We start from the raw sequence: 22,762 nt of genomic DNA on the forward strand, positions 1-22,762 counted from the left end.
TCACTTGCTCAGACGAACGCTCCGATGCCCGTCACGGCGCGGCCGGTGACCAGGGTGTTGATCTCGCGCGTGCCCTCGTAGGAGTACAGCGCCTCGGCGTCGGCGACGAACCGGCCGATGCCGTAGTCCAGCACGATCCCGTTGCCGGCCAGCAGCTCACGGCCCCAGCCGACGGTCTCGCGCATGCGGCTGGTGCAGTACGCCTTGGCGAGGGCGGAGTGCTCGTCGCGGAACGTGCCCGCGTCCTCCAGCTGCGCCAGCCGCACGACCATGCCCAGACAGGCGGTGGCGTTGCCGAGCATCCGTACCAGCAGGTCCTGGACCAGCTGGAAGCGGGCGATCGGGCCGCCGAACTGCTCGCGTTCGAGGGTGTAGTCCAGGGCGATCCGGTACGCGCCGAGCATCACGCCGACCGCTTCCCAGGCGACGCCGCTGCGGGTGTGGCGCAGAACGTCCGCCGTGTCGCGGAACCCGTTCGCGTTCTGCAGCCGGTCGGCCTCGGGGACCCGGCAGTCCTCCAGGACGATGTCGGCGTTCTCCACGGTCCGCAGCGCGATCTTGTTCTCGATGGGGGTGGCGGTGAATCCGGGGGTGGACCCGCTGACCACGAAGCCCAGGACGTGCCCGCTGTCCTCGTCCTTGGCCCACACGACGATCAGGTCGGCGAAGGTCGCGTTGCCCGTCCAGCGCTTCGCCCCGTTCAGGACCCAGGTGTCGCCCTCGCGCCGGGCGGTGGTGCGCAGGCCCGCCGCGACGTCGGAGCCGCCCTGCGGTTCGGTGAGGGCGAAGGCGCCGATCTGCTCCATGCGGCCCATCGCCGGCAGCCAGCGGCGGCGCTGCTCGGGCGAACCGCAGCGGGCGATGCTGCCCATGGCGAGACCGGAGTGCACACCGTAGAAGGTGGCCATGGACGCGTCGACGCGCGCCATCTCCAGGGCGATGAAACCGGTGAGCAGGTTGCTGACCGGGGTGCCGTGGCACTCCTCGTACGGCAGGCCGGCGATGTCGAGCTCGGCGTAGCGCGGGATGAGGTGGTGGGGGAAGGCGGCCCGGCCCCACCAGTCGTTGGCGTGCGGCGCCACTTCCTTCTGCAGGAAGGTCCGGACCCGCCGCAGGATCTCCGCCTCATCGGCGGACAGCAGGTCTTCGAACCGGTAGAGATCCTCGTCCAGCGTGCCGTCGCTCATGTCTTCGTCCCCATCCGCTCCGGGCTGGTGGATGATCCACCACGGGGGTGCCCCTACCCGGCCGCCGTCCGCCGATACCTCCTGCCGCACCCGCCGTCACCAGGACGGCCGCGCTACCGGCCGGCCCTGCGCGGCCCCGCCGCCGCTCACCGCAGCACGGCCGCCAGCAGATCGGTGCCCAGCGCGGCCAGGTCGGGGACGTTGAGGGTGTAGCGGACGTAGCGTCCGTCGCGCCGGGCGGTCAGCAGGCCCGCGCGGCGCAGGACGGCGAGGTGGCGCGAGACCTCCGGCGGCGAGAGCTCCCAGGCGTGACCCAGCTCGCCGGTGGTGTGCGGGCCGCGGGCCAGGGTGCGCAGCAACCGCAGCCGGACCGGGTGGGCGAGTGCCTCCAGGCGCAGGGAGACCGTCTCCAGCGCGACGGGCTCGGACGGGGTGGGCTCGGCCACGGGGTACTGCACCACCGGCTGCCAGCCGGGCGCGTGGACCGCCACCAGGTGCGGGCGGTTGAAGACGCTGGGGATGAAGGTGACGCCCGCGCCGCGGGCGGCGGTCGCCTTGTCCTGCAGCTTGTCCACGATGATGCAGTCGCCGTCCGGCGCCAGCGTGACCGCGCCGGAGACCGAGGCCAGGGCCGCTTCGACGCCCTGGCGCCTCAGCAGGTCGTTCTTGCGGCGCAGGTCGGTGGCGAGTTGCACGGCGGCACCCGCCCAGGCGGCCTCGAAGAAGGCCTCGACGCACTGTTCGAGGGTGTCGCGCACCCGCGCCCGGACGGCGGCCGGATCCGCGAGCAGCCGCTCCGCGAAGGCCTCCTGGACCGCACCGCGGGCCTGGGCCAGGTCCAGGGCGCGCTCGCGCGCCGTCACGTCGGTGAGCGGGGACCGCGCGCCGAAGTGGATCCGGTTGCTGCCGCAGGTGGTGACGAGGGCGGCGGTCACATAGGTCGCGTCGTCGATACGGTCCACGTCGTCCAACTCCTCGGCGAGGGTCGGTCGCGGCCAGCCGGGAATCAGGAAGTCGGCCTGCGAGGAGCGCCAGAGGAACTCCGCCTCCCGCAACCGCTCGGACAGCTCCGGCGACAGCCCGGCCCACACCTCCGCCGCCCAGCCGGCCAGCTGCGGGTGGTGCCCCGGCTCGGCCAGCACGTGCAGCATCGCGGTCAGTTCGGCCAGCGGGGAGGCGGCGAACCGCAGCCGCTCGGCGGACACGCCGCTGATGTCGATCCTCAACGTCACGCCCTCATCATCACGGATCGTCCGGCCGGCGACGGCGTCGGTTGACGGTCTCCGTCAACCGACGCGACCGGTCGGACGGCCGAACCCACCGTGGACGGCATGGCAACCACCACCAAGATCCAGCCCCGCGTCCTCGTCCGCGCGACCGGCGGTCCGCGCTACGCCGTCGCGCTGGCCGTGGACGCACTCGGCACCGGCCTGCTGCGACCCTTCCTGCTGCTCTACGGGGTGACGGTGCTGGACCTGTCCGCGCCGTCCACCGGCATCGCGATGACGGCCGGCATCGTCGTCGGCCTGGTGTGCATGCCCGCGGTGGGCCGCTGGCTCGACCGCGGCGCCCGCAGCACCGTGGTGGCGGCGTCGATGCTGGTGCGGGTGGTGGGGGTGGTCCTGCTGCTGGCGACCCCGGCGGGGCACGTCGGGCCGTTCGCGGCCGCGGCGCTCTTCCTCGGCATCGGCAACCAGGCCTGGCCGGCCGCGCACGCCGCACTCGTCGCCACGGTCACCCACGGCCGGGAACGTGACGCCGCCCTCGCGGCGGGCCGCGCACTGCGCAACGCCGGTATGGGCGCGGGCGCGCTCGTCGCCGCCGCGTGCCTGGCGGGCGGCACCACGGCGCTGCAGATCCTGGCCGCCGTCACCGGACTCGCCTATCTGGTCGCGGCGACCCTGGCCTGGTCGGTCCATCTCCACGCGCCGCCGAACGCCGCTCCGGGCACCCGGACCGACGACGGGCCGGCGCCCCGGATGCGGGCGCTGCTGGCCGCCAACGTGATCTACGCGTTCTGCCTCAACGTGCCCGAGATCGCTCTGCCGCTGGTCCTGGTGACCCAGTTGCACGCGTCCCCGGTGTGGTCGGCGGCGATCCTCGTCGCCAACACGGTGCTGGTGGTCATACTGCAGGTGCCGGTCACCGTCCTGCTGTCCCGCTATCCCCGGCGCAGCGTGCTGGCCCTCGCCGGGGTGCTCCTGACCATGTCCTACCTCGGCTTCCTCGCGGCCACCTCACTGGGACACGGCTGGGGCGCCCCGGCCGTCGCCACGGTGTCCGTCCTCTGCACCCTCGGCGAGATCGTCTACGCCGGCAGCGCCACCGCACTGGCCACCGCCCTTGCCCCGGCCCACGTCCTGGGACGCACCCTGGCCCGCTTCCAGCTCTCCACGGGCTTCGGCCTCGCGGTCTCCCCCGCGGCCATCACCGCACTCGCACCCCACGGGGCGGCCGCCCTGTGGGGCAGCCTGGCCGCCGCGACGCTGCTGTCCGCCGGCGCCGTGGCCGCCGAAGGGGGCACCTGAAAGAGCCTGCCCGCCTACCCGGTCCGGCTACTGGGGCGCGTCGAAGTCCGTCCCCCGCGAGACCTTCTCCCACGCGGTGAGTTCGGCCCGCACCGCGTCCAGGTCTCCGGCCAGAGCGTCGACCGCGTCGCCGCCGAGCGCCAGGCGCAGCGGGGTGTTGTCGGCCTGCGCCGCGCTTGCGCTCGCGCGGTTACCGCTGCCGGCCGCAGCGACCTGCGAGGATGGCGACCATGCTGCAGGTATGCCTCAATGGTGCCCGGGATCGCGCCGCATGTGCCCAACTCCCGCTGACTCCCGACGAGCTGGCGGCCGCGGCTGCCGCGGCCGTCGGCGCGGGGGCCCAGGACATCCATCTCCATCCCAAGAACCCCGACGGGGACGACACGCTGGACGCCGCGGGCGTGGCCGCGGCGCTCACGGCCGTCCGCGCCGCCGTCCCCGGCGTCGCCGTCGGGGTCACCACGGGGGCCTGGACCACGCCGGACCCCGACGAGCGCGCCGCCCAGGTCCGCTCGTGGACCGTGCTCCCCGACCATGCCTCGGTGAACTGGCACGAGGACGGTGCCGACGTCGTGGCCACCGCGCTGCTGGAGCGCGGCATCGGCGTCGAGGCGGGCATCTACTCCGGCACTCCGGCAGCACAGCGTTTCCTGGGCTGGCCACACGCGCACCGCGTGCTGCGCGTCCTCGCGGAGGTCACCGACACCGCTCCGGAAACCGCACCCGACGCGGCCACCCGCCTGCTGGACGAGCTGCGTCCCGCCGCGTCGCCGATCCTGCTGCACGGAACGGACGCCGCCGCCTGGCCCGTCCTGCAGTTGGCCGCCTCCCTCGGCCTGCACATGCGGATCGGACTCGAGGACGTACTGCACCTCCCGGACGGCACCCCCGCCGCCGGCAACACCGGCCTCCTCGACGCCGCCCACGACCTGATCCAGCAGGCGCGCACGCCGCTCCGCTGACGGATGTGAGCCGACGACCCGAGCTGACGGACCTCACTCGGCCGGGGCCGCCTGCGCGGCGCCCGGACCGGGCGCGGCGCTGCCGCCCGGCACCGTCGCGGCCTGCGTGTGGAGGACTTCCCTGGCCTGCTCCGCGGCGCGGGTGATGCCCTCGCTGACGAAGTCGAGGAAGCGGGCGATGTTCTCCAGGCGGGCGGCGGCGGGGGTTTCCCGGCCGAGGACGCCGACGCCCTGGCGTGCGGTATCGATGATCAGGGCGTTGGACCGGGCGCTGGAAATCATCGCCTGGTACCAGACGTCGTCGTCGACGACGTAGCGCTCGCGGCGGCGGCCGTCGCTTTCCCGGCGGATCAGGCCCTGGCTGTCGAGGAACGTGATCGCTTTGGAGATGGACGCCGGGCTGACCTGCAACCGCTCGACGAGTTCGGACGCGGTGAGACGTCCCTCGTCAGTGGTGTAGAGGCAGACCAGCACCCGGGCCATCATCTTGGGCGTGCCCGCCTGCATGAGGACATCGGTGAACACGTCCTCGTACGCACGCACGGCTTCGGCGTCGCGTCCGTGCGGCTGCGGCGGCAGGGCCGGGCCCCGGGGCGGGGCCTGCCGCGGGCGGTGGGTACGGCGTTCGGTGGCGCGGTGGGCCAGATCGGCGCGGTAGGCGGTGGGACCGCCGTTGCGCATCACCTCGCGCGTGATGGTGGAGGTCGGACGGTCCAGGCGTCGCGCGATCTCCGCGTAGGCGAGGTCGTCGGCCAGCCCCAGCGCGATCTGCTGGCGCTCCTGCTGGGTGAGTCTGCCTCCCGGCATCGCGGGCTCCTTCGGGCTAGGCGGTGCCGCCACCATAGCGTTCACTTCCATCTCATTGCAACGCGAAAAGACACTGCGTTGCATTGCTTCACAGGGCCATTGCAACACTTTCATAGCTCTCACCAGCACATATCTATTTACGATGCAACAAGACCATTGCTCGACCCTCGAACGCAACGTAGCGTTTCACTCATCAGAAACACCGAGGCCAAGGAGAGCACCATGCAGAACTTCGACACCACCGCCCCGATCTCCGCCGTCGTGAACGTCCCCGCCGGACGCATCCAGTTCATCGCCGCCGACCGCGCCGACACCACGGTCGAGGTCCTGCCGGTGGACCCGAAGAGCGGTCGCGATGTGAAGGCGGCGCAACAGGTCACGGTCGCCTACGAGGACGGCGTCCTGCGGATCGACGCGGCCCCGGCGAAGCACCGGGTTCTCGGCAGCAGCGGATCGGTCGAGGTGACCGTTCAGCTGCCCGCCGGCTCCCGCGTCGAGGCGAAGGCGGCCAGCGCCGACCTCCGGGGCGTCGGACGGCTCGGCGACGTCACCTTCGAGAGCGCCGAGGGCACGGTCAAGCTCGACGAGGCACTGGGTGCCCGACTCGCCCTCCTCGCCGGCGACATCGCGGTCGGCCGCCTGGGCGGCTCCGCGGAGATCAGCACCAAGAAGGGCGACCTGCACGTCACCGAGGCCATGAGCGGCACCGTCGTCCTGCGCACCGACGCCGGCTCCGTGTCGGTCGGCGCCGCCCCCGGCGTCTCCGCCTCCCTGGACGCCGGCACCACCTACGGCCGGATCCACAACGCGCTCAAGAACACCGAGGGCACCGCGGACCTGACCATCCACGCGACCACCGCCTACGGCGACATCACCGCCCGCAGCCTGTAATCCCGCAGCCCTCCATCCCGTACCGCCCACCCCCACCCCGGCTTCGGCCGGTTCACCACCGCTCTGCGCACGCGGCAGAGCCGACACATCCGCACACCCACACGCCCGTCCCGCGGCCCCGGACCTGTCCGGGGCCGCGCTCGCGCGCCCTCCCCTCCGGCTGTCCACCGGTGCCCGCGGCCTGGCGCGCGGCGCGGAAATGGCGCATGCAGACGTCTTGTCACTGGCTGGCGGCCGGACCTACGCTGCGGTAACTGACTGGCGAGTAACCACGCTGGTCCGTACGGTCCTTGGCGTGCGCTGCGCCGCATCGGAGGAGGTCAGGCGTCATCGAGCCCTGCGGAGCGGGACCCGCTCGGGCAGCTCGATGACCGCCCGACCGGACGGATCGCCGACGGATCGAGGACGGATCCCGGACGGCGGCCCCCTCCCCGAGGCGCATGCCCGCCCGGAGGGCGCGCACCGCTCCCCCGGGCTGCCGGACTCGCGCTTCCGCCCCACCGGCGCGACCTTCCCCACGACGAACGAGGAGCACGCATGAGCCGCAAGAGAGCCCGTTCCCGTTCCACCCTCGCCGGCCCCGTCAGCCGGTCCGCCTCCCGGCCGGCAAGGGAGACGGCCCGCCGCAGCTCGCCCGCGGGCCTGCGCCTCCTGGCCGGCCTCGTCGCCGCCGGCACGATCTGCGCGGGCCTGTCGGCGGTCCCCGCCTCGGCGGCGGCGACCGAACCCGTCGTCTCGCGCGGAGTCACCATCCCCGCGTTCTACAATCCGCCCGCCGAACTGCCCGCCGCCAACGGTGCCGTGATCCGTACCGAGCCGCTGCCACTCGGGCTGAGCATCCCCGGCCTGGACGGCCGCCCGATGCCGGGCACGGCGACCCGCCTGATGTACAAGTCCACCGACTCGGCGGGGCTGCCCGTCGCCGTGACCGGCGCCTACATCGAACCGACGGCGGCCTGGAAGGGCGCCGGACCGCGCCCCCTGGTCGCGCTGGCCTCGGGCACCATGGGCCAGGGCGACCAGTGCGCCCCGTCCTTCGCCCTGCAGCACCCCCTCACCCTCAACGGCGACACGGTCTCCGTGGGCTACGAGGCGCTGGCGATCTACCGACTCCTCGCCACCGGCACGGCGGTCGTCGTCACCGACTACGTCGGGCTCGGCGCCACCGACCGCCTGCACACCTACGTCAACCGCCTCGACGAGGCGCACGCCCTGCTGGACGCCGCCCGGGCCGCGCACGCCGTCCCCGGAGCGTCGATCACCGCGTCATCCCGTACCGGCCTGTACGGCTACAGCCAGGGCGGCGGCGCCAGCGCCGCCGCCGCGGAACTCCAGCCCGCCTACGCACCGGACGTTCCCCTGGCCGGCACCTACGCGGGCGCACCGCCGGCCAACCTCACCGCGGTCATGAAGGGCATCGACGGCAGCGCGCTCGCGGGTGCGCTGGCCTGGTCGATCAATGGATTCGCCCAGGCCGAGCCCGACCTGCGGGCGGTCGTCGAGGCGAACATCAGCGCAAGCGGCAAGGCCGCTCTCCTCGACGCGTCGACCATGTGCGTCGGCGACGCGATCTTCGGCTACGGCTTCGCCAAGAGCAGCAAGTGGACCAAGAACGGCCAGTCCATCGGCGACATCATCGCCGCCGAACCCAGCGCGCAGGCCGCCCTGGACAAGCAGCGCATCGGCACGCTCAAGCCCTCCGGCCCGGTCCGAGTGGCCACCGGTGTCCAGGACGACATCGTTCCCCACGCCCAGGCCCGGCAGCTGGCCGTCGACTGGTGCCGCAAGGGCGGCAACGTCACCTACGACCCCATCAACCTGCCGAACCTCGGCGACAAGATCCTCAGCAACCACCTCGTCCCGCTCATCACCGACCAGGGTGACGCCGTCTCCTGGATCACCGACCGCCTCTCCGGCAAGCCGGCCCCCTCCAACTGCTGGACGATGCCCCTCCAGCCCTGACCCGCCGGCCCGTTGCCCGTTCCCTCCCGTGCCGCGTCCACCGCAACCCCCAGGGGCGCGGCACGGGAGGGAACACGGTGGCCGCCCGCGACACCCGGTCCACCCTCAACTCCACGGGTGCGCAACCTCTTTGTTCTCGCGGCGGCGCAGGCGGCCTGTCAGACCGCGACCGCCTCCTCGAGTTCCTCCTCCACCTCGGCCGACGTCTCGGGAGCGGCTGACGCACCGCGGCGCGCGGCGCGGGCCTCGGCGAGGCCGGCCACGCCGGCCAAGGCCAGGCCGCCGATCAGCCACAGCACCAACTTGACCACTTGGGGGGCGAGTCCGTCGCTGCCGAAGTAGACCAGGCTGCGGGTGCCCTCGACGAAGCCCGATCCGTTCCAGAAGGCGTGGAGGGCGGCGAAGAAGCCGTTCTGCATCTCCGGGCGGAAGATGCCGCCGGAGCTGGTGAAGTTGAGCATGACGAACAGGACCATCAGACTCAGGGTCGTCCAGCGCTTGAGGAACGAGTGCAGTCCGGTGCCCGCCAGCAGGATTCCGGCGGAGTAGACCCAGGCCATCCCCCACACCCCCCACAGCCCGTGGTCGACGAGGTGGAAGAGCGGGCCGGCCAGCGCGACGCCGATCACGCTGACGACGGCGGAGGTCGCGACCGCCAGCAGCGCGCGCACCCGCATCGGCAGCACGCCGCCCACTCCCCCGATCACCGCGACCGAGGCGTAGGAACCGATGCTGAGGGCGACGAGCAGGAAGAAGATGCCCTGGCCGGTCGGGTCGTGCGACGTGGACGGCACGATGTCGGTCACGGCCAGCGGGGCTCCCTGCCGGGCGGCTATCGGGGTGAAGACCTTCTGCACGACGGTGGCGGTCGTGTCGGATCCGGCGGACGCCACCAGCAGCGCGGGCGCCTTGGCGTCCATGACGTAGGCGCCGTAGATGTCCCGCGACGCGAGCTGGTGCTCCGCCGTCGCCCGGTCGGCGACGGTGCGGACCGCGAGCTTGCCGTCGGAGGTGTCGTTCAGGGTCTGGGCGAGCACCTGCGCGCTGGGGCCCGCGCCGACGACCGCCACCGGCAGGTGGTGCGGCGCGGGATCGGCGAACGCGCCCAGGTAGGCCAGCCCCATGCCGATACACATCAGCAGCGGGGTGAGCAGGTGGACGACCACGTGGCGGAGGTCTCCGGTGGAGGCTGCCGGCCGGCTGTGGTGGGAGGGGGAGGTCATCGTCGCGGCTCGCAATGCGAAGTAGTTGGCTTATACAACTTTCTTTACGTTGTACTATACAACTACTTCCCGGAAAGGCCGAACCATGGACTCCCGCGACGACAACGTCGAGATCATCCAGCGCGAGATGACCGCCTTCGCACGCCGCGCCCGCGCCTCCGCGGCCCGCATGCACCCCGAGCTGTCCCTCGTCTCCTTCACCCTGCTCGCCCACCTGGAGGACGAGCAGGGCTGCCGCGCGGCGGACCTCGCGGCCCACTACCTGCTCGACAAGTCGACGGTCAGCCGGCAGGTCGCCGCACTGGAGGGCCTCGGCTTCGTCGAGCGCCGCCCCGACCCCGCCGACCACCGGTCCCACGTCCTGCACCTCACCCCGGCCGGACTGCACACCCTCGCCCAGGTCACCGGCCGCCGCCGGACCGCCTTCCACGAGCGGCTGGCCGACTGGGACCCCGAGGACCTCCACCGCTTCGCCGACTACCTCCTGCGCTACAACGACGGCGGCCCGCAGGGGCGGTGAACACCCGGCGACCGCGGCGCACCCGCAGGCCGCCGGTCACCCGTTCGGCGTGCAGGCCGCCGCTTCGCCCTCCGCCGGGCCGCCGGGCGCGGTGAACTGCGCTGATGGCGACATCCGGCGAGCCCCGCGCCCGAGGAACGGCGTATCCGGGGCCGGCCCGTGCTGCGGTCCGCGCGGGGCTGGGATTGCGTGGTCACTGTGAGCCAGGGTTCCTCGCGGTGCGTGGTGCCGCGCCCGGTTCTCGCTGGAGGTCCATCACATGCGTTCCCTCTCGACTCTGTGCGGTACCGCTGCTCTGGGTGCCGCACTCGTCCTGACCGTTCCGGCCGCTCACGCCGCTGCCCCACTGCCGGTGACCACCGAGTGCGCGAAGGCCGTCGCGGACGCCCAGACGGCGGAGTCCGCGTACAACGCAGCGGTGGCGGACTACAAGAAGACCGTCGCCGCCGGCGGCCACCCCGGTAAGGCCGAGCAGGACAACGTCACCAAGCTGGAGAGCGAGGCCAACGCCGCCGCCTCCTTCGCCGCACGCGCGTGCCCGGACGCCAAGGTTCCCAGCGGCACCATGCACACCGGTACCGGCTCCACCAGCGAGAGCTCCGGCATCGGAGACCTGGCGGCGGGCGGCGCCCTGATCGGCGCGGTCGGCATCGGCGCGCTGATGCTGCGCCGCCGCCACAACGGCAACCAGGCCTGACCGGAACCCTTCGCCGGCCTGATGCCGCAGTCGTAGCTGCGGCCGTGACCGTGTCCGGTGCCCCGCCGCGCGAAGGCGGGGCACCGGACCCGCGGCACAGGGCCGACCGCAGGACGTACGCAGGCCGCCGACCGGTGCTCCTCCGGGCGGCCGACACACCCTTTTGGGGGACGAGTGGCCCGACCTCCCCGCCCGCACGCGCGCTCCCTCCCGCCCTGGGCGCGATGGATGCTGCCGGCGCTCGTCATGGTGGCCCTGGGGATCGGACTGATCAACCACGGTCTGCAGCGCGCGGCGCCGCCGCCGCAGCCGAGTGCGGCCCAGCAGTTCGCGCCGCACACCGCACCGCCCACTCCCGACCCCGTCGCCCCCGCGGACCCGGCGCCCTCCCCCGCCGCCCCGGCTCCCCCCACGGACCTGGTCCCGCCGCCGCTGGCACCGTCACGCCCGACGCGCGTACGGATCCCCGCGATCAGGGTCGACGCCCCCCTGACCGGACTGTCCCTGCTGAAGAACGGCCAACTGGCCTCGCCCCCCGAGAAGGACCCCAACCTGGCCGGCTGGTACCAGGACGGGACCACGCCGGGATCCGTCGGCACCGCCATCATCGGCGGCCACGTCGACACCCACACCGGACCGGCGGTCTTCTACAACCTGGGCGCCCTCCCGAAAGGCGCGCTGATCGACATCGACCGCGCCGACGGCACCGTCGCACGGTTCACCATCGACGCCGTCGAGGCCTACACCGCCAAGGCATTCCCCGACCAGAAGGTCTACGGGCCCACCCCGCGCCCCGAACTGCGCCTGATCACCTGCGGGGGCGGCTTCGACAAGCGCCGCAAGCAGTACCTGGGCAACGTCGTCGCCTTCGCCCACCTCACCGACACGCGGCGCCCCCTGCCTTAGCGGCGAAAGGTGAGAACGGTCGGCTCGGCGTCGTGCTCCTCGCGGAAGTACCCGCCGTATCCCGGGTCCTCGACATGGGGCGCGAGCAGGTCCTGGATCGTCGCCAGCTCGCCCAGGTCGTCGTCCAGCCAGTGGTTCCGGCTGAACAGACCCCATGCGTGCAGTCCGCCCTCAGCCGAGAGGGCGGCGAAGTCCCCTCCGGGAAGACGGCTGTCCGGGTCCGGGGCGAGCAGTTGGTACGGGTGCAGGTCCTCGTCCAGGCCGGCGGGTCGCTCCTGGTCCAGGCCGAGATGCCAGCGCAGAGCCGCCAATACGGTGTCGGGCGTGTCGGCGCGCAGGAAGCAGGTGAGGACGACTTCGTAGTGGTAACTCATGCGTCGTATCCTGCACGGCCGGACCGGGCGACCGGAGCCGGGCCTCAGTACACGATGGATAGGGTCCGGCAGACGGCCCGGCCGAGTCGGCGATCCCCGTCGACGCGGGCGCGCGCCGGGGCGGCAGCCGGTCCGACGCCCCGCGTGCACAGGCGCCAGGCGGTCTCGAAGTCGAGGGCCACCAGCGCCGACGGCTGTCGCTGCCGCGTGTAACTGGCCCCGCTCACCCCGTGGTCGATGCCCGGTACTGGCCCGGGGTGGTGCCGAACTCCCGGGTGAAGGCGTGCGAGAGGGCGTACGGGGTGCCGTAGCCGACGCGGCGGGCGATGGCGGCCAGGGGATCCGGGGTGTCGCGGAGCAGCGTGGCGGCGAAGGTCAGGCGCCACCAGGTCAGGTAGGCCATCGGCGGGCGGCCGACCAGGGTGGTGAAGCGGCGGGACAGGGTCGCGCGGGACACGCCCGCTTCGGCGGCCAGCCGGTCGATCGTCCACGGGGCGGCCAGGTCCGAGTGCAGGGCCCGCAGGGCGGCGGCCGCCACCGGGTCGCCCAGTACGGCCGGCCACGTGCCGCGCCCCTGGGCCGTCCAGGAGCGGATCATGTAGACGAGCAGGAGGTCGAGGAGGCTGGGGACCGCGATGCACGAGCCCGGTCCCTGCGTGCCGAGTTCGTGACCCAGCAGATCGATGGCGGCGCGCAGTTCGGCGTGGGCACCGACGCGGTTCGGCAGATGCACGACCTCCGGCATCTCCGCCATGAGCGGGTGCAGGCGGCTGCGGTCCAGTCGGTACTTGCCGCACAGCATCGCCACCTTGTTGCCGGTGGCGGACGCCCGGCGGGGCGGTGCGTCGCCCGTGAGCCACCGCTCGAAGGGCACCGCCTGCCGCACGGTCGCCGCATCGGCGGGTGCGTCCGCGATCACATGTCCCGTGCCGTGCGGCAGCAGCACCACGTCGCCCGCACCGAGCGATACCGGTGAGCCGCCGTCCGGCAGGAGCCAGCAGCTGCCCTCCAGCACCACGTGGAAGCCGGCGCCGTCGTACGGGGCGAGCCGCGCGCACCAGCGTCCGCTCACGGCGACCCGGTTCGAGGAAGGCTGTCCGATGCGTATCGCGGAGACTGCGTCGCTCACCACGTCCATGGGGTCAGCGTACCTGGAGCATCAACCATGAGACGGAAGCGTATTCAGATGAGCAGAACAGGCATTGAGAGGCTGATTTTCCGCTCCTAGGCTCGTGTCATGACGAATGAGAGCAAGCAGAGCATCGTGCTCGGCGATGTCGAGGTCATCCGAGTCGTCGAGTGGCAGGGGGCGTTCGCGCCCGCGCGCGGGCTGGTGCCGGACTCCGAGGCCGGGCAGTGGAAGGACAACGAGGACTGGTTGGCGCCGGATCACTGGGAGCCGGACAGCGACCGGGCCGTGATGGCGCTGCAGACCTGGGTGCTGCGCAGCGGCGGGCGGACCGTCCTGGTCGACACCGGCGTCGGCAACGGACGCGAGCGTCCCGGGTCCCCGCAGTTCCATCACTGGCAGGGCGACTTCCTGGGCGGGCTCGCGCGCGTCGGCATCCAGCCGGCGGACGTCGACGTCGTCGTCAACACGCACGTCCACGGTGACCACGTCGGATGGAACACCGTCGGGACGGACGGAGGGTGGGAGCCGGCGTTCCCCAACGCCCGCTACCTCATACCGGCCGCGGACGACTTCCACTTCGGCCCGGACAACGCCTACGGCAACGGCGTCAGGGACGACGACCGGCTGGTCTACGAGGACAGCATCGCCCCCATCCACGGGGCCGGGCAGGCCGTCCTGTGGGACGGCACCCACCGCATCGACGCACACCTCACCCTCGAGTCGGCACCCGGCCACACACCCGGCTCCTCCGTACTGCGCCTCGCATCCGGAGGCGACCGCGCGGTCTTCGTCGGCGATCTGCTGCACAGTCCGGTGCAGATCCTCGCCCCCTCCTGCAACAGCTGCTTCTGCCTGGACGCCCAGGCCGCGGTCGCCAGCCGCCGCCGGGTGCTCGCACGCGCCGCCGACGAGAGGGAGTTGATCGTCCCCGCACACTTCGCCGGCGCGGGAGCCGTGGAAGCCCGCCAGGAAGGGGACGGGTTCAGCCTCGAACGATGGGCGGCCTTCGATACGGAGTAGCCCGAGGCGGATGCCCCGCACCCTACCGGCCGAGCGCGTCGGCGACGGCCGCGCTCGGCCGGGTGCGCTCGGCGGTCCGCGTGCGCAGGACGGCCCAGCCGACGAGTGCGGCGGCCAGGACCGTGAGGGTGAGGCCGGCGACCGTGACTGCCTGGTGGAACTGCGCGGTCTGCCGCGGGCTCCAGTCCGGGGCGGCGATGGTGCCGGTGAACAGGGTCGCGAGGACGGTGCCGGTGACGGCGATGCCGATGCCGGAGGTGACTTCGGTGGCGGTGTCGGTGAGCGCCGCGCCGATCGTGGTGCGGTCCTTGGGCAGACCACGGAGCACGTTCACTCCGGCGACGACGCCGACCACGCGCATCCCGGCGGCGACGAGGGCGAGGGCGATCGCGACCCACACGTACCCGAAGCCGTTGAGCAGGCTGTAGACGGCGAGCCCGCACACGACCGCGGCGGCGCTGAGCCACGCGGCCCGGTCGAGGCCGACCCGTTGCACGAACGGGTTGACGAACACCCCTCCGGCGACCAGGACGACGACCTGCGGAAGCATCCCGAGGGCGGCGTGTGCGGGTGACCATCCCCAGTCGAGCTGCAGTTGCAGCGTGACGAGGTAGCCGAGGCCGGTGGTCGCCAGTCCGGCCGCGGCCTTGTAGGCCAGGCCGCTCGCGACGAGGGGGCGCGCGACGAGTTCCAGGTCGAGGAGCGGATGGCGCGCCGAGAGCTCGCGGAGGACGAAGAGGACCGCGGCCACCGCGGCTGCGGCGGTGGCCGTCCACGGCTGCCACGAGCCGGCGCCTTCGTCCACGAACAGCGTGGGGGCGACGAGCGCCGACACGATCGTGGCGGTGCCCAGCACGGCACCGGGGACGTCCACCGGATCGCGGTGCAGGTCGGCTGCGTCGTCGCGGGCGATGCCCGCCCGCACGCCGACGATGGCGAGCACGGCGATCGGCACGTTGATCAGCAGCAGGACCTGCCACGGGGCGATCGTGAGCACGAGGCCGCCGGACGTCGGGCCGATCGCGAGGCCCACCAGTCCCACGGTCGAGATGAGGGTCACCGCCCGGACGCGCAGGCCGTCCTCCTCGAACAGTCGGAACGCCAGCGCCATCGAGCCGGGCGTCGTCATGGCCGCCGCGACGCCCATCAGCGCGCGGACGACGATCAGTTGCTCCGCCGTCGTGACGAAAGCGGTCGCCAGGCTCGCGGCACCGAGCAGTGCCAGGCCGATGAGCATGATCCGGCGCCGGCCGAACCGGTCGGCGATCGCCCCGAAGGCCAGCATCAACCCGCCGAACATGACCGCGTACGCGCCCGTCACCCACTGCAGCGCGAGCGTCGAGGCGTGCAACTCGCGTCCGATCGTGGGCAGCGCGACGTTCAGGATCGAGTTGTCCAGCATCTCGAAGAGGAACACCGCCGAGAGCCCGGCCAGGGCCACCCACGCCTCGCGCAACGACCGGGGTGGGATGCGGGGCGGCGGCGTCGGTTCAGCGGGTTCGGGCAGAGGGGTGCTCATGACGGCTCCTTCACTACGGCTGGGGCTGGAACTGAGGCTGGAGCTGGGACCGCGGTGGTCCGTGCGCTCTCGTCGGCGGGCGCACGTCCGGGTGCGCGGGGATGTCGCAGGTGGCCGGGGTCGAAGAGCGCTCGTCGTCGTGCCGCCCCGGCAGCGGAGATCGTAAGATACAGAGGCCTATCTTATGTCGTCGACCCTAGCGCCCTGCGATAAGATAGGCAAATCTATCCAAGGGAGGTGCGGATGCCGGAGCGGCGCCGCGGAGCGGCACTGGAGAAGGCACTTCTCGAGGCGGCCTGGGAAGAACTCACCCTCAACGGCTACGCCCGGTTCACCATGGACGGCGTCGTGCAGCGCGCGGGCACCAGCCCGCCCGTCCTGTACCGCCGCTGGTCCGACCGCGACCAGCTCGTCCGGGCAGCCATCATCCACACCCTGGCCGCGTCCCGCCTCGACGTTCCCGACACCGGAAGCCTGCGGGAGGACGTCCTCACCCTCATGCGGGAGATCAACGCCACCCGCGTCCAGCTCGTCACCGTCATGAACGTGCACCTGGCCGGCTACTACCAGGAGACCGGCACCCGCCCGAGCGACCTCCTCGCGGCCGGGGACGAGAACGGCGTCGACGTGCTCTTCGACCGCGCCGTCGCCCGCGGCGAGGCGAAACCGGAACTGCTCACCGCACGCATCAGGTCCGTCCCCTTCGACCTGCTGCGCCAGGAGCTCCTCACGACCTTCGCCCCCGTCCCCGACCAGGTCCTCGAAGAGATCGTCGACACGGTCTTCCTGCCCCTGGTGCGCTGACCGCGAAGAGGCCCCGAAGAGCAGCTGCTCTTCGGGGCCTCTTCACGATGGTGGGCAGGCCGCCTGCTCAGGCGCGGCAGCGCAGCATCTGCAGCGGAGGGTTGGCGAGGAGGTCCTCCCAGAAGTCCGCACCGAGGGCGCGCACGCCGGCGTCGGACACCGTCAGGGGCACCCAGGTCAGCTCGCTGAACCCGGCCGCCGGCAGGCACCGCTCGTAGGCCTCGCGGCGCGGGCAGTTGGTGACGAACGCGATCGGCGGTTCCAGCAGCGCCGTGATCCGCACGCGCGGTCCCGTTCCGCCCTCCTCACCCGCCAGCTCGGAACGGAACCCGTACTTGTCCAGGGGCGGCCCGTCGAAGCGGTAGTCAGGTGTCTGGTGGAGCAGGAAGAACTCAGCGCCGGGCGCCAGGGACCGGTGCACCGCGCGGCACATCCGCTCCATGGCCGCCTCGTCCTCCGCGTAGTTGAGCAGCTGGACCGCCGTGGCGACGTCGAAACGCCGCCCGAGCGGCCGCAGCCGGGCGACGTCGCCGACCTCGTAGCGCAGGCCCAGCGGCTCGCGCTCCTCCATGCCGCGCGCCACCGCGACCATCTCGCCGGAGATGTCGACGCCGAGCACGTCCGCGGCGCCCCGCCGCTTGAACTCCCTGCTGTAGAAGCCGGTACCGGAGGCCAGGTCGAGGACCGACCTGCCGCGCACGTCCCCGACCAAGGCCAGGAACGCGGGCACCTCCGCGTAGCGCGCCAGCGGCAGGCCCTTGAAGCCCTCGAACGCCTCGCCGATCTCGTCGTACAGCTGCACGCTCACCCAAAGCCCTCCCCTGTCTCCGTCAGGTCCGCGGCCCCGGCGCCCGCCACCGGGACACGCCGAAGCCACCGACGTGCAGTCTTGCCGCATCCGAGCGGACCCCCGTACTGGCGGAAGCCCCAAAGATGCCGAGGCCGGCCCGGCCTTGTGCACAAGCGGCCCCTCGTCCCGCGGCGACATTTGTACAAGACCGGGTGGCGGCGGCCCGCGCACCATCCCGGTATGACTGAGTACGAGACCGAGTACACCGCGCACGGCATGCATGTGGTCCACGACGGTCCGCGGCAGGCACCGCCGCTGCTGCTCATCCACGGGTCAGGAGCTTCGGGCACCTCGTGGGAGCCACTGGTGCCGCCCCTGGCGGCGCACCATCACGTCGTCCGGATCGACCTGCCGGGGTGCGGCCAGTCCCCGCCCGTGGGCTCCTACGCCGTGCCCGCGCAGGCGGGCCGGGTGGCGGCGCTGCTCGACGACCTCGCGCTGCGCGGCATCACCGCGGTCGGGCACTCCAGCGGCGGCTACCTCGCCACCGCACTCGCCGAGCACCGCCCCGACCTGGTGGGGGCGCTCGCACTGATCAGCACCGGTCCGTGTCCGGAGGCGCTCCTACCGGAGCCGCTCATCCTGCGGGTCATGCTGGCCCCGCCGTTCGGTCCGCTGGTGTGGTCACGGCGTTCGGACGCGATGGTCCGCGCGGCGATCAGCTCGACCACCGCCCGCGCCGTGCCCATCCCGGACGACGTGGTCGCCGCGGCACGCGGCATCACGTACCGGGCCTTCCGGCGGGTGCTGCGCGCCAACCTGGCCTACATCACCGAGCGGAGCGTGCCCGAGCGCCTCGCGCCGCTCGGCGTCCCGGTGCTGGTGGTGTTCGGCGCTGCCGATCCCCGCTGGGAGCCGTCGTCAGCGCACCGCTACGACGTGGTGCCGAACGCGCGGGTCGTCATGCTGCCAGGTGTCGGCCACATACCGCTGTGGGAGGCGCCCGGGGCGACGGCCGAACTGCTGCTGGGCTTCGCGGCGAAGGGTGCCGAGCAGCCCTCCGTGACTCCGGCGAAGGACTAGGTTGGCCGCATGGCGTCGTTCGGGGCCCCACCCGACTGGACGACCGTGGACATCGCCGTCCCGCGCCCGTCCCTGCGGCTGCCGGGCGTCAGCATGGCCGGGTTCCGCCAACAGGTGCCCGTGTTCGTGGACATCGCCATGGTCGCGCACCCGTCGGTCACCCTGCTCATCGATCTCAGCGAGGGGAACGGCTTCGTCTGCGGCACCCCCGCCCGGTACGGGCGCGGCAGTGTCGTCGTCGGACTCATGCCCGGGGAGCTCCGGGCGTCCGGCCAGGTGGGCGAGTGCCTCCAGATCCGGCTGGAGCCGGTCGCGGCGGCCGCGGTGCTCGGCTCATCGATGGAGTTGGACGGCGCGGTCGAGCCGCTGAGGGACGTCTGGGGCCACGACGCCGAACGCGTCGAGGAGCGACTGCGCGCCACCACGTCGTGGGACGAGCGCTTCGCGATCGCGTCGGACGTCCTCGGCCGGCGCCTGGAGGAGCGGCTGCCGGTCGACGCGGAGGTCGCCCACACCTGGCGGCGCACCCTCACCAGCCGCGGGCGGCTGCGGGTCGACGGCCTGGCGGACGAGGCCGGCTGGAGCCGCAAGCGCCTGTCGGCCCGCTTCCGCGCCCAACTGGGCATCACCCCCAAGCGCGCCGCCCGGCTGGTGCGGTTCGACCATGCCGCGCACCTCCTCGCGGCGGGCCTCACCCCGGCCACCGTCGCCGCCGAGAGCGGCTACACGGACCAGTCCCATCTCCACCGCGAGGTCCGGGAGTTCACCGGCCTCACCCCCACGGCCGTCGCCGCCGCACCATGGCTCGCCATCGACGACATCGCCTGGCCGGCCTCCACCCCGATCCGCCCGGGCCACCGCCTGACGCCGCCCGCGCCCTGACGCACCCCGGCCCGCTCCCCCAGCCCCCGGTCGTCCTGCTCCCCTAGTCGCCGATCCAGGCGTCGATCAGCTCCAGGTGCTCCATCGTGGGCTCCGGCGGGCGGAAGCCCAGCGCCTCGGTGACCACCTTGTCCACGACCGGGTGCAGACGCTCCCCGGCGAAGCGCTTCCAATCGGCCTCGGACTCCCAGACGTCGGTGTAGCGGAGCCCGTTGGGCGTGCGGTGGACGAGGTGGGCCACCAGGCCCGGGGGCTTCTCCGGCCCCAGCCCCTCCTTGATGCGGGCGTAGGTGGCCGGGTCGATCGGCACCTCGAAGCTGAACGCGTACGTCACGGAGACCCCATCCCCTATATTCACCCGAACCTGTTTCGGATGAATACGACTAGCATCGAGGGTGTGGACAGACAGGTCAAGAGGCAGTACGACATCAGCCGCCGCCGGGCGGCGGCGCAGGGGACCCGGCAGGCGATTCTGGACGCGGCGACGCGACTGTTCGTCGAACGCGGGTACGCGGCGACCACGATGGCCCAGCTCGCCCGGAGCGCGGGCGTCGCGGTCGATACCGTCTACACGGTGGCGGGCCGCAAACCGGCGCTGTTCCTGCAGCTGGTGGAGTCCGCCATCTCCGGTACCGGCGACGCCGTTCCGGCCGCCGAGCGCGGCTACGTGCGCGAGATGCGCGCCGAGCCGGACGCGGCGCGCAAGCTGCGCCGCTACGCGCGGGCCGTCCGGGAGATGCACGTCCGGCTGGCGCCCCTGCTGCGCGTCGCGCGCTCGGGGCCGCCGGAGGTGGCGGAGGTCTGGCAGGCCATCGCCCAGCGGCGCGCGGACAACATGCGGCTGCTCGCCGACGAGCTGGCCGCGACCGGGCAGCTGCGCCAGGGGCTGGATCCGCAGGAGGTGGCCGACATCATCTGGGCCACCAACTCACCGGAGTTCTACTGCCTGCTGGTCGAGGACCGCGGCTGGCCGCCCGAGCGGTTCGAGGAGTGGCTCGCCGACGGCTGGTGCCGCCTGCTGCTCGCCTGAACGCGATCCCCGGAGGTCCCCCGACGAGTCGATCAGCCGCGCGCAGGCGCGGCGTAGCAGTGCACGGTCACCGTCCGGGCCGGGCCCCACTGCTGGTCGACGGTGCCCAGCAGGCTCCAGCCGAGACGCTCGTACAGCGCCACGGCGGCTGTGTCGGAGGTGACGACGTCGAGGACCGGGTGCAGGGCGCGCTCCCGCGCGTCCCGCACGGCCTGCTCCATCAGCCGCGCCCCGACCCGGTGCCCGCGGGCCCCGGGGGCGACGAACAGGCGGCCGATCACCGCGGTGCCCGCGGTGGGCGCTCCGGTGCGGCGGCTCCACAGCGCCGGCGCCGCGTCACCCTCCCCGCTGCGGGACAGTGCGATGTGGCCGACCACGACTCCGTCCCGCTCCGCCACCCAGGCCGCGAACTGGGACGGGTGGTTCAGCCACGCACCGGGGTGCTCGGGCCAGTCCACCGGATAGCCGTCGCCGGCATGCACCTCGGTGAGCGCCCGGACGCAGGCGTCGAGATCCGACGCGTCGCGCCGTCGGATGCGGCAGGTCGGCGGTTCCCCGGCGGGGGCCGGCGGCTGTTCGGGGGTGGGCGGGCTCTGACGGTTCACCCCCGCATGCAAGCACGGACGCCGCCCACGACGCACGTTCACGACCGCGCGCGGCGCCGCCCGACGGGCCGCCGACCGGCCGGGCGGCGCCGCGCGCCTGGGTGCGGGTGCCGTGGTCAACGGGTGCAGGCGGCTCCGCCCAGGGTGAAGGCGGCCGGGGCCGCGGTGTTGCCGGTGTGGGTGGCCTGGAACCCGATGGTGGTGCTGGCGCCTGCCGCCAGCGTGCCGTTGTAACTCACGTTGGTCGCGGTGACGTTGCCGCTGGCGGGGCTGTACGTGGCGCTCCAGCCGGAGGTGATGGCCTGGCCGGCGGGGAGCGTGAAGGCCAGGGCCCAGTGGGTGAGTGCGGTGCTGCCGGTGTTGGTGATGGTGATGTTCTCGGTCAGGCCGGTGTTCCACGCGTTGACCGTGTCGGTCACCTTGCACGCCGCCGTCCCCGGGTCGGTCGGGTCGGTCGGGGTCGGGGTGGAGGTGCCGCCCAGGGCGGTGGCGGTGGCGTTGAAGGCGGGCTTGGGCTGGTAGGAGTTGTCGTACATGGTGGCCGCGCCGTATCCGGGGAAGGCGGAGGGGATCCAGGAGTCGGCGTCCCCGACACCCCACTGCGAGACACCGACGCAGCGGGCCACCGCGAGGCAGGCCTTGGTCACGTTGCCGTAGTCGGTGGCCTGCTGGGCCAGCGTCGTGCTGGTGGCCGGAAGCTGGAGGCGGTCGTCCAGTTCGGTCACCGCGACGTCCACGCCCAGGTCGGCGAAGCGCTGGAGGTTGGCGGTGAGGGTGGAGGGGACCTGGCCGACGATGAAGTGGGACTCGAAGCCCACGCCGTCGATCGGGACGCCCTGCGCCTTCAGCGACTGCACCAGGCTGTACATGGCGTTGCTCTTGGCCCCGATGGCCTCGATGTTGTAGTCGTTGAGGTAGAGCTTGGCGGCCGGGTCGGCCGCGCGGGCGGTGCGCAGCGCGTCGGCGATGTAGCCGGTGCCCATGGCGGCGGTGAAAGCGTCCTGGCGCAGGCTGCCGTCCTCGTTGAACGGCTCGTTGACCACGTCCCAGGCGTAGAGCTGGCCCTTGTAGTGGGTGGCCGTGGTGGTGATGTGGCTCTCCATCGCCGCCTGCACCTGACTGGTCGGCAGACTGCTCACCCAGGAGGGCAGCTGGCTGTGCCAGACCAGGTTGTGGCCGCGTACCCGCATGTCGTGGGAGTTGGCGAAGGACACGATCCGGTCGCCGGGGCCGAAGTTGAACGAGCCTCGGGACGGTTCGACGGTGTCCCACTTCATCTCGTTGCCCGGCGTGACCATGTCGAACTGGGCTCCGGCGACGGCCGTCAGGGTCGCGTTGCCCACGTCCGTCTGGGTCATGGCGGTGCCGAAGTAGATGCCCTTCGCCTCGGCCAGGGTCTTGAGGCTGGTGGCCGCCGCCGCACCCGCGTAGGAGCCGAGGCCCGCGACCACGAGAGCCCCGGCCGCGACCACGGCGGCGCCGGCGGACAGCCCACGTCGAACGTGCCGTGAGCCGCCCCCCGGCTCGACGGGAGGCAGGCCGCTGTGCTGCGGCGGACGGGAAGCGGTGCGGCGGATGCGGCGCAGGTGACCTAGCACGGTTCTCCCCCGGGGCCGGCGAATGTCGAAAGTTTCGACACTTCTTCCGAACGTCGGGGGCGACCTTAAGCGTCCCTTGACGACCCGTCAACGGTTCGCGCGCACATCGGTGCGCGCTGCGATCCCCGGCGTCACCACCGCCGTCAACGCCGCCGGGAGCACCGCCGAAAACGCCGACACCGGCACCCACCACGTGGTCTGCAGCGTGCAACAGCCCCACGGCGCGCCGCTGCTCGCCGTCC

24 protein-coding genes and 2 pseudogenes are annotated in these 22,762 nt (G+C 72.7%); 13 read left to right on the forward strand and 13 right to left on the reverse strand.

Going from position 1 to position 22,762, the window contains the following annotated elements; genetic code table 11:
• Positions 1-8: 8 nt before the first annotated feature.
• Positions 9-1,187: an acyl-CoA dehydrogenase family protein gene (locus tag ABZ721_RS06395; protein ID WP_358787440.1), complete on the reverse strand. Its 1,179-nt coding sequence runs from the start codon at positions 1,185-1,187 to the stop codon at positions 9-11.
• A 146-nt stretch (positions 1,188-1,333) separates the two neighbouring features.
• On the reverse strand, positions 1,334-2,419 hold the full coding sequence (locus ABZ721_RS06400) for a helix-turn-helix domain-containing protein (RefSeq protein WP_358787441.1): 1,086 nt from the start codon (positions 2,417-2,419) through the stop codon (positions 1,334-1,336).
• Between the two features lie 99 nt (positions 2,420-2,518).
• Here ABZ721_RS06400 and ABZ721_RS06405 point away from each other — a divergent pair, with 99 nt between their 5' ends.
• Positions 2,519-3,715, forward strand: coding sequence for an MFS transporter (locus ABZ721_RS06405; protein ID WP_358787442.1), 1,197 nt, complete (start codon positions 2,519-2,521; stop codon positions 3,713-3,715).
• 27 nt (positions 3,716-3,742) lie between these two features.
• On the opposite strand, the pseudogene ABZ721_RS06410 reads toward ABZ721_RS06405, so the two are convergent.
• Positions 3,743-3,880 (reverse strand): annotated as a pseudogene (locus ABZ721_RS06410) (short-chain dehydrogenase/reductase); the annotation flags it as partial.
• 65 nt (positions 3,881-3,945) lie between these two features.
• Here ABZ721_RS06410 and ABZ721_RS06415 point away from each other — a divergent pair.
• Entirely contained in the window at positions 3,946-4,677 is a 732-nt protein-coding gene (locus ABZ721_RS06415; protein WP_358787443.1) for a 3-keto-5-aminohexanoate cleavage protein, read from the forward strand.
• A 33-nt stretch (positions 4,678-4,710) separates the two neighbouring features.
• On the opposite strand, the gene ABZ721_RS06420 is transcribed toward ABZ721_RS06415, so the two are convergent.
• Positions 4,711-5,184 (reverse strand): MarR family transcriptional regulator, encoded by a 474-nt coding sequence (locus ABZ721_RS06420; protein ID WP_358787470.1) that lies wholly within the window; start codon positions 5,182-5,184, stop codon positions 4,711-4,713.
• Between the two features lie 99 nt (positions 5,185-5,283).
• Positions 5,284-5,598 (reverse strand): annotated as a pseudogene (locus ABZ721_RS06425) (helix-turn-helix domain-containing protein); the annotation flags it as partial.
• 108 nt (positions 5,599-5,706) lie between these two features.
• Here ABZ721_RS06425 and ABZ721_RS06430 point away from each other — a divergent pair.
• From ABZ721_RS06430 to ABZ721_RS06440, 3 genes are all read left to right on the forward strand, one after another.
• Entirely contained in the window at positions 5,707-6,375 is a 669-nt protein-coding gene (locus tag ABZ721_RS06430) for a DUF4097 family beta strand repeat-containing protein (RefSeq protein WP_358787444.1), read from the forward strand.
• Between the two features lie 367 nt (positions 6,376-6,742).
• On the forward strand, positions 6,743-6,916 hold the full coding sequence (locus ABZ721_RS06435; RefSeq protein WP_358787445.1) for a hypothetical protein: 174 nt from the start codon (positions 6,743-6,745) through the stop codon (positions 6,914-6,916).
• Positions 6,913-8,337, forward strand: a complete 1,425-nt coding sequence (locus ABZ721_RS06440; protein ID WP_358787446.1) for a lipase family protein — start codon at positions 6,913-6,915, stop codon at positions 8,335-8,337. The genes ABZ721_RS06435 and ABZ721_RS06440 overlap by 4 nt, the downstream gene beginning before the upstream one ends.
• Positions 8,338-8,495: 158 nt before the next feature.
• On the opposite strand, the gene ABZ721_RS06445 is transcribed toward ABZ721_RS06440, so the two are convergent.
• Positions 8,496-9,560, reverse strand: a complete 1,065-nt coding sequence (locus ABZ721_RS06445) for a hypothetical protein (RefSeq protein ID WP_358787447.1) — start codon at positions 9,558-9,560, stop codon at positions 8,496-8,498.
• 85 nt (positions 9,561-9,645) lie between these two features.
• Between ABZ721_RS06445 and ABZ721_RS06450 the strand changes: the two genes are divergently transcribed.
• From ABZ721_RS06450 to ABZ721_RS06460, 3 genes are all read left to right on the forward strand, one after another.
• On the forward strand, positions 9,646-10,080 hold the full coding sequence (locus ABZ721_RS06450; RefSeq protein ID WP_358787448.1) for a MarR family transcriptional regulator: 435 nt from the start codon (positions 9,646-9,648) through the stop codon (positions 10,078-10,080).
• Between the two features lie 259 nt (positions 10,081-10,339).
• Positions 10,340-10,777: a hypothetical protein gene (locus ABZ721_RS06455; RefSeq protein WP_358787449.1), complete on the forward strand. Its 438-nt coding sequence runs from the start codon at positions 10,340-10,342 to the stop codon at positions 10,775-10,777.
• 174 nt (positions 10,778-10,951) lie between these two features.
• Complete coding sequence (locus ABZ721_RS06460; protein WP_358787450.1) at positions 10,952-11,683, forward strand: class F sortase; 732 nt, start codon at positions 10,952-10,954, stop codon at positions 11,681-11,683.
• On the opposite strand, the gene ABZ721_RS06465 is transcribed toward ABZ721_RS06460, so the two are convergent.
• Together ABZ721_RS06465 and ABZ721_RS06470 are read right to left on the reverse strand one after the other, a co-directional pair.
• Positions 11,680-12,057, reverse strand: a complete 378-nt coding sequence (locus ABZ721_RS06465) for a hypothetical protein (RefSeq protein ID WP_358787451.1) — start codon at positions 12,055-12,057, stop codon at positions 11,680-11,682. The genes ABZ721_RS06460 and ABZ721_RS06465 overlap by 4 nt on opposite strands.
• A gap of 223 nt (positions 12,058-12,280) precedes the next feature.
• Complete coding sequence (locus ABZ721_RS06470) at positions 12,281-13,195, reverse strand: AraC family transcriptional regulator (protein ID WP_358787452.1); 915 nt, start codon at positions 13,193-13,195, stop codon at positions 12,281-12,283.
• Positions 13,196-13,294: 99 nt separating this feature from the next.
• On the opposite strand from ABZ721_RS06470, the gene ABZ721_RS06475 reads away from it, so the two are divergent.
• Positions 13,295-14,209 carry an MBL fold metallo-hydrolase gene (locus ABZ721_RS06475; RefSeq protein ID WP_358787453.1) on the forward strand — a complete coding sequence of 305 codons (915 nt, stop codon included), beginning with the start codon at positions 13,295-13,297 and terminating at the stop codon, positions 14,207-14,209.
• Positions 14,210-14,231: 22 nt separating this feature from the next.
• On the opposite strand, the gene ABZ721_RS06480 is transcribed toward ABZ721_RS06475, so the two are convergent.
• A complete protein-coding gene (locus ABZ721_RS06480; protein ID WP_358787454.1) occupies positions 14,232-15,728 on the reverse strand; it encodes an MFS transporter in 1,497 nt (498 codons plus the stop codon).
• Between the two features lie 243 nt (positions 15,729-15,971).
• Between ABZ721_RS06480 and ABZ721_RS06485 the strand changes: the two genes are divergently transcribed.
• Entirely contained in the window at positions 15,972-16,532 is a 561-nt protein-coding gene (locus ABZ721_RS06485; RefSeq protein WP_358787455.1) for a TetR/AcrR family transcriptional regulator, read from the forward strand.
• Between the two features lie 67 nt (positions 16,533-16,599).
• On the opposite strand, the gene ABZ721_RS06490 is transcribed toward ABZ721_RS06485, so the two are convergent.
• On the reverse strand, positions 16,600-17,340 hold the full coding sequence (locus tag ABZ721_RS06490; RefSeq protein WP_358787456.1) for a class I SAM-dependent methyltransferase: 741 nt from the start codon (positions 17,338-17,340) through the stop codon (positions 16,600-16,602).
• A gap of 222 nt (positions 17,341-17,562) precedes the next feature.
• Here ABZ721_RS06490 and ABZ721_RS06495 point away from each other — a divergent pair, with 222 nt between their 5' ends.
• Positions 17,563-18,405 carry an alpha/beta hydrolase gene (locus ABZ721_RS06495; protein ID WP_358787457.1) on the forward strand — a complete coding sequence of 281 codons (843 nt, stop codon included), beginning with the start codon at positions 17,563-17,565 and terminating at the stop codon, positions 18,403-18,405.
• A gap of 9 nt (positions 18,406-18,414) precedes the next feature.
• Positions 18,415-19,287: a helix-turn-helix domain-containing protein gene (locus ABZ721_RS06500; protein ID WP_358787458.1), complete on the forward strand. Its 873-nt coding sequence runs from the start codon at positions 18,415-18,417 to the stop codon at positions 19,285-19,287.
• A 43-nt stretch (positions 19,288-19,330) separates the two neighbouring features.
• On the opposite strand, the gene ABZ721_RS06505 is transcribed toward ABZ721_RS06500, so the two are convergent.
• Entirely contained in the window at positions 19,331-19,621 is a 291-nt protein-coding gene (locus tag ABZ721_RS06505) for a hypothetical protein (RefSeq protein ID WP_358787459.1), read from the reverse strand.
• Positions 19,622-19,684: 63 nt separating this feature from the next.
• On the opposite strand from ABZ721_RS06505, the gene ABZ721_RS06510 reads away from it, so the two are divergent.
• On the forward strand, positions 19,685-20,317 hold the full coding sequence (locus ABZ721_RS06510) for a helix-turn-helix domain-containing protein (protein ID WP_358787460.1): 633 nt from the start codon (positions 19,685-19,687) through the stop codon (positions 20,315-20,317).
• A 32-nt stretch (positions 20,318-20,349) separates the two neighbouring features.
• Here ABZ721_RS06510 and ABZ721_RS06515 read toward each other — a convergent pair whose 3' ends face one another.
• Together ABZ721_RS06515 and ABZ721_RS06520 are read right to left on the reverse strand one after the other, a co-directional pair.
• Positions 20,350-20,853: a GNAT family N-acetyltransferase gene (locus ABZ721_RS06515; protein WP_358787471.1), complete on the reverse strand. Its 504-nt coding sequence runs from the start codon at positions 20,851-20,853 to the stop codon at positions 20,350-20,352.
• A gap of 185 nt (positions 20,854-21,038) precedes the next feature.
• On the reverse strand, positions 21,039-22,394 hold the full coding sequence (locus ABZ721_RS06520) for an endo-1,4-beta-xylanase (RefSeq protein ID WP_358787461.1): 1,356 nt from the start codon (positions 22,392-22,394) through the stop codon (positions 21,039-21,041).
• Between the last annotated feature and the right edge of the window lie 368 nt (positions 22,395-22,762).

It is taken from the genome of Streptomyces sp. NPDC006733 (genome assembly GCF_040636125.1).
Lineage (GTDB): Bacteria > Actinomycetota > Actinomycetes > Streptomycetales > Streptomycetaceae > Actinacidiphila.

Bases quoted from the DNA above. Each gene is read 5' to 3' on its own strand.
- ABZ721_RS06395 (WP_358787440.1), bottom strand. From the start codon at position 1,187: ATGAGCGACGGCACGCTGGACGAGGATCTCTACCGGTTCGAAGACCTG.
- ABZ721_RS06405 (WP_358787442.1), top strand. From the start codon at position 2,519: ATGGCAACCACCACCAAGATCCAGCCCCGCGTCCTCGTCCGCGCGACC.
- ABZ721_RS06415 (WP_358787443.1), top strand. From the start codon at position 3,946: ATGCTGCAGGTATGCCTCAATGGTGCCCGGGATCGCGCCGCATGTGCC.
- ABZ721_RS06420 (WP_358787470.1), bottom strand. From the start codon at position 5,184: ATGCAGGCGGGCACGCCCAAGATGATGGCCCGGGTGCTGGTCTGCCTC.
- ABZ721_RS06430 (WP_358787444.1), top strand. From the start codon at position 5,707: ATGCAGAACTTCGACACCACCGCCCCGATCTCCGCCGTCGTGAACGTC.
- ABZ721_RS06435 (WP_358787445.1), top strand. From the start codon at position 6,743: ATGACCGCCCGACCGGACGGATCGCCGACGGATCGAGGACGGATCCCG.
- ABZ721_RS06440 (WP_358787446.1), top strand. From the start codon at position 6,913: ATGAGCCGCAAGAGAGCCCGTTCCCGTTCCACCCTCGCCGGCCCCGTC.
- ABZ721_RS06445 (WP_358787447.1), bottom strand. From the start codon at position 9,560: ATGACCTCCCCCTCCCACCACAGCCGGCCGGCAGCCTCCACCGGAGAC.
- ABZ721_RS06450 (WP_358787448.1), top strand. From the start codon at position 9,646: ATGGACTCCCGCGACGACAACGTCGAGATCATCCAGCGCGAGATGACC.
- ABZ721_RS06455 (WP_358787449.1), top strand. From the start codon at position 10,340: ATGCGTTCCCTCTCGACTCTGTGCGGTACCGCTGCTCTGGGTGCCGCA.
- ABZ721_RS06465 (WP_358787451.1), bottom strand. From the start codon at position 12,057: ATGAGTTACCACTACGAAGTCGTCCTCACCTGCTTCCTGCGCGCCGAC.
- ABZ721_RS06470 (WP_358787452.1), bottom strand. From the start codon at position 13,195: ATGGACGTGGTGAGCGACGCAGTCTCCGCGATACGCATCGGACAGCCT.
- ABZ721_RS06475 (WP_358787453.1), top strand. From the start codon at position 13,295: ATGACGAATGAGAGCAAGCAGAGCATCGTGCTCGGCGATGTCGAGGTC.
- ABZ721_RS06480 (WP_358787454.1), bottom strand. From the start codon at position 15,728: ATGAGCACCCCTCTGCCCGAACCCGCTGAACCGACGCCGCCGCCCCGC.
- ABZ721_RS06485 (WP_358787455.1), top strand. From the start codon at position 15,972: ATGCCGGAGCGGCGCCGCGGAGCGGCACTGGAGAAGGCACTTCTCGAG.
- ABZ721_RS06495 (WP_358787457.1), top strand. From the start codon at position 17,563: ATGACTGAGTACGAGACCGAGTACACCGCGCACGGCATGCATGTGGTC.
- ABZ721_RS06500 (WP_358787458.1), top strand. From the start codon at position 18,415: ATGGCGTCGTTCGGGGCCCCACCCGACTGGACGACCGTGGACATCGCC.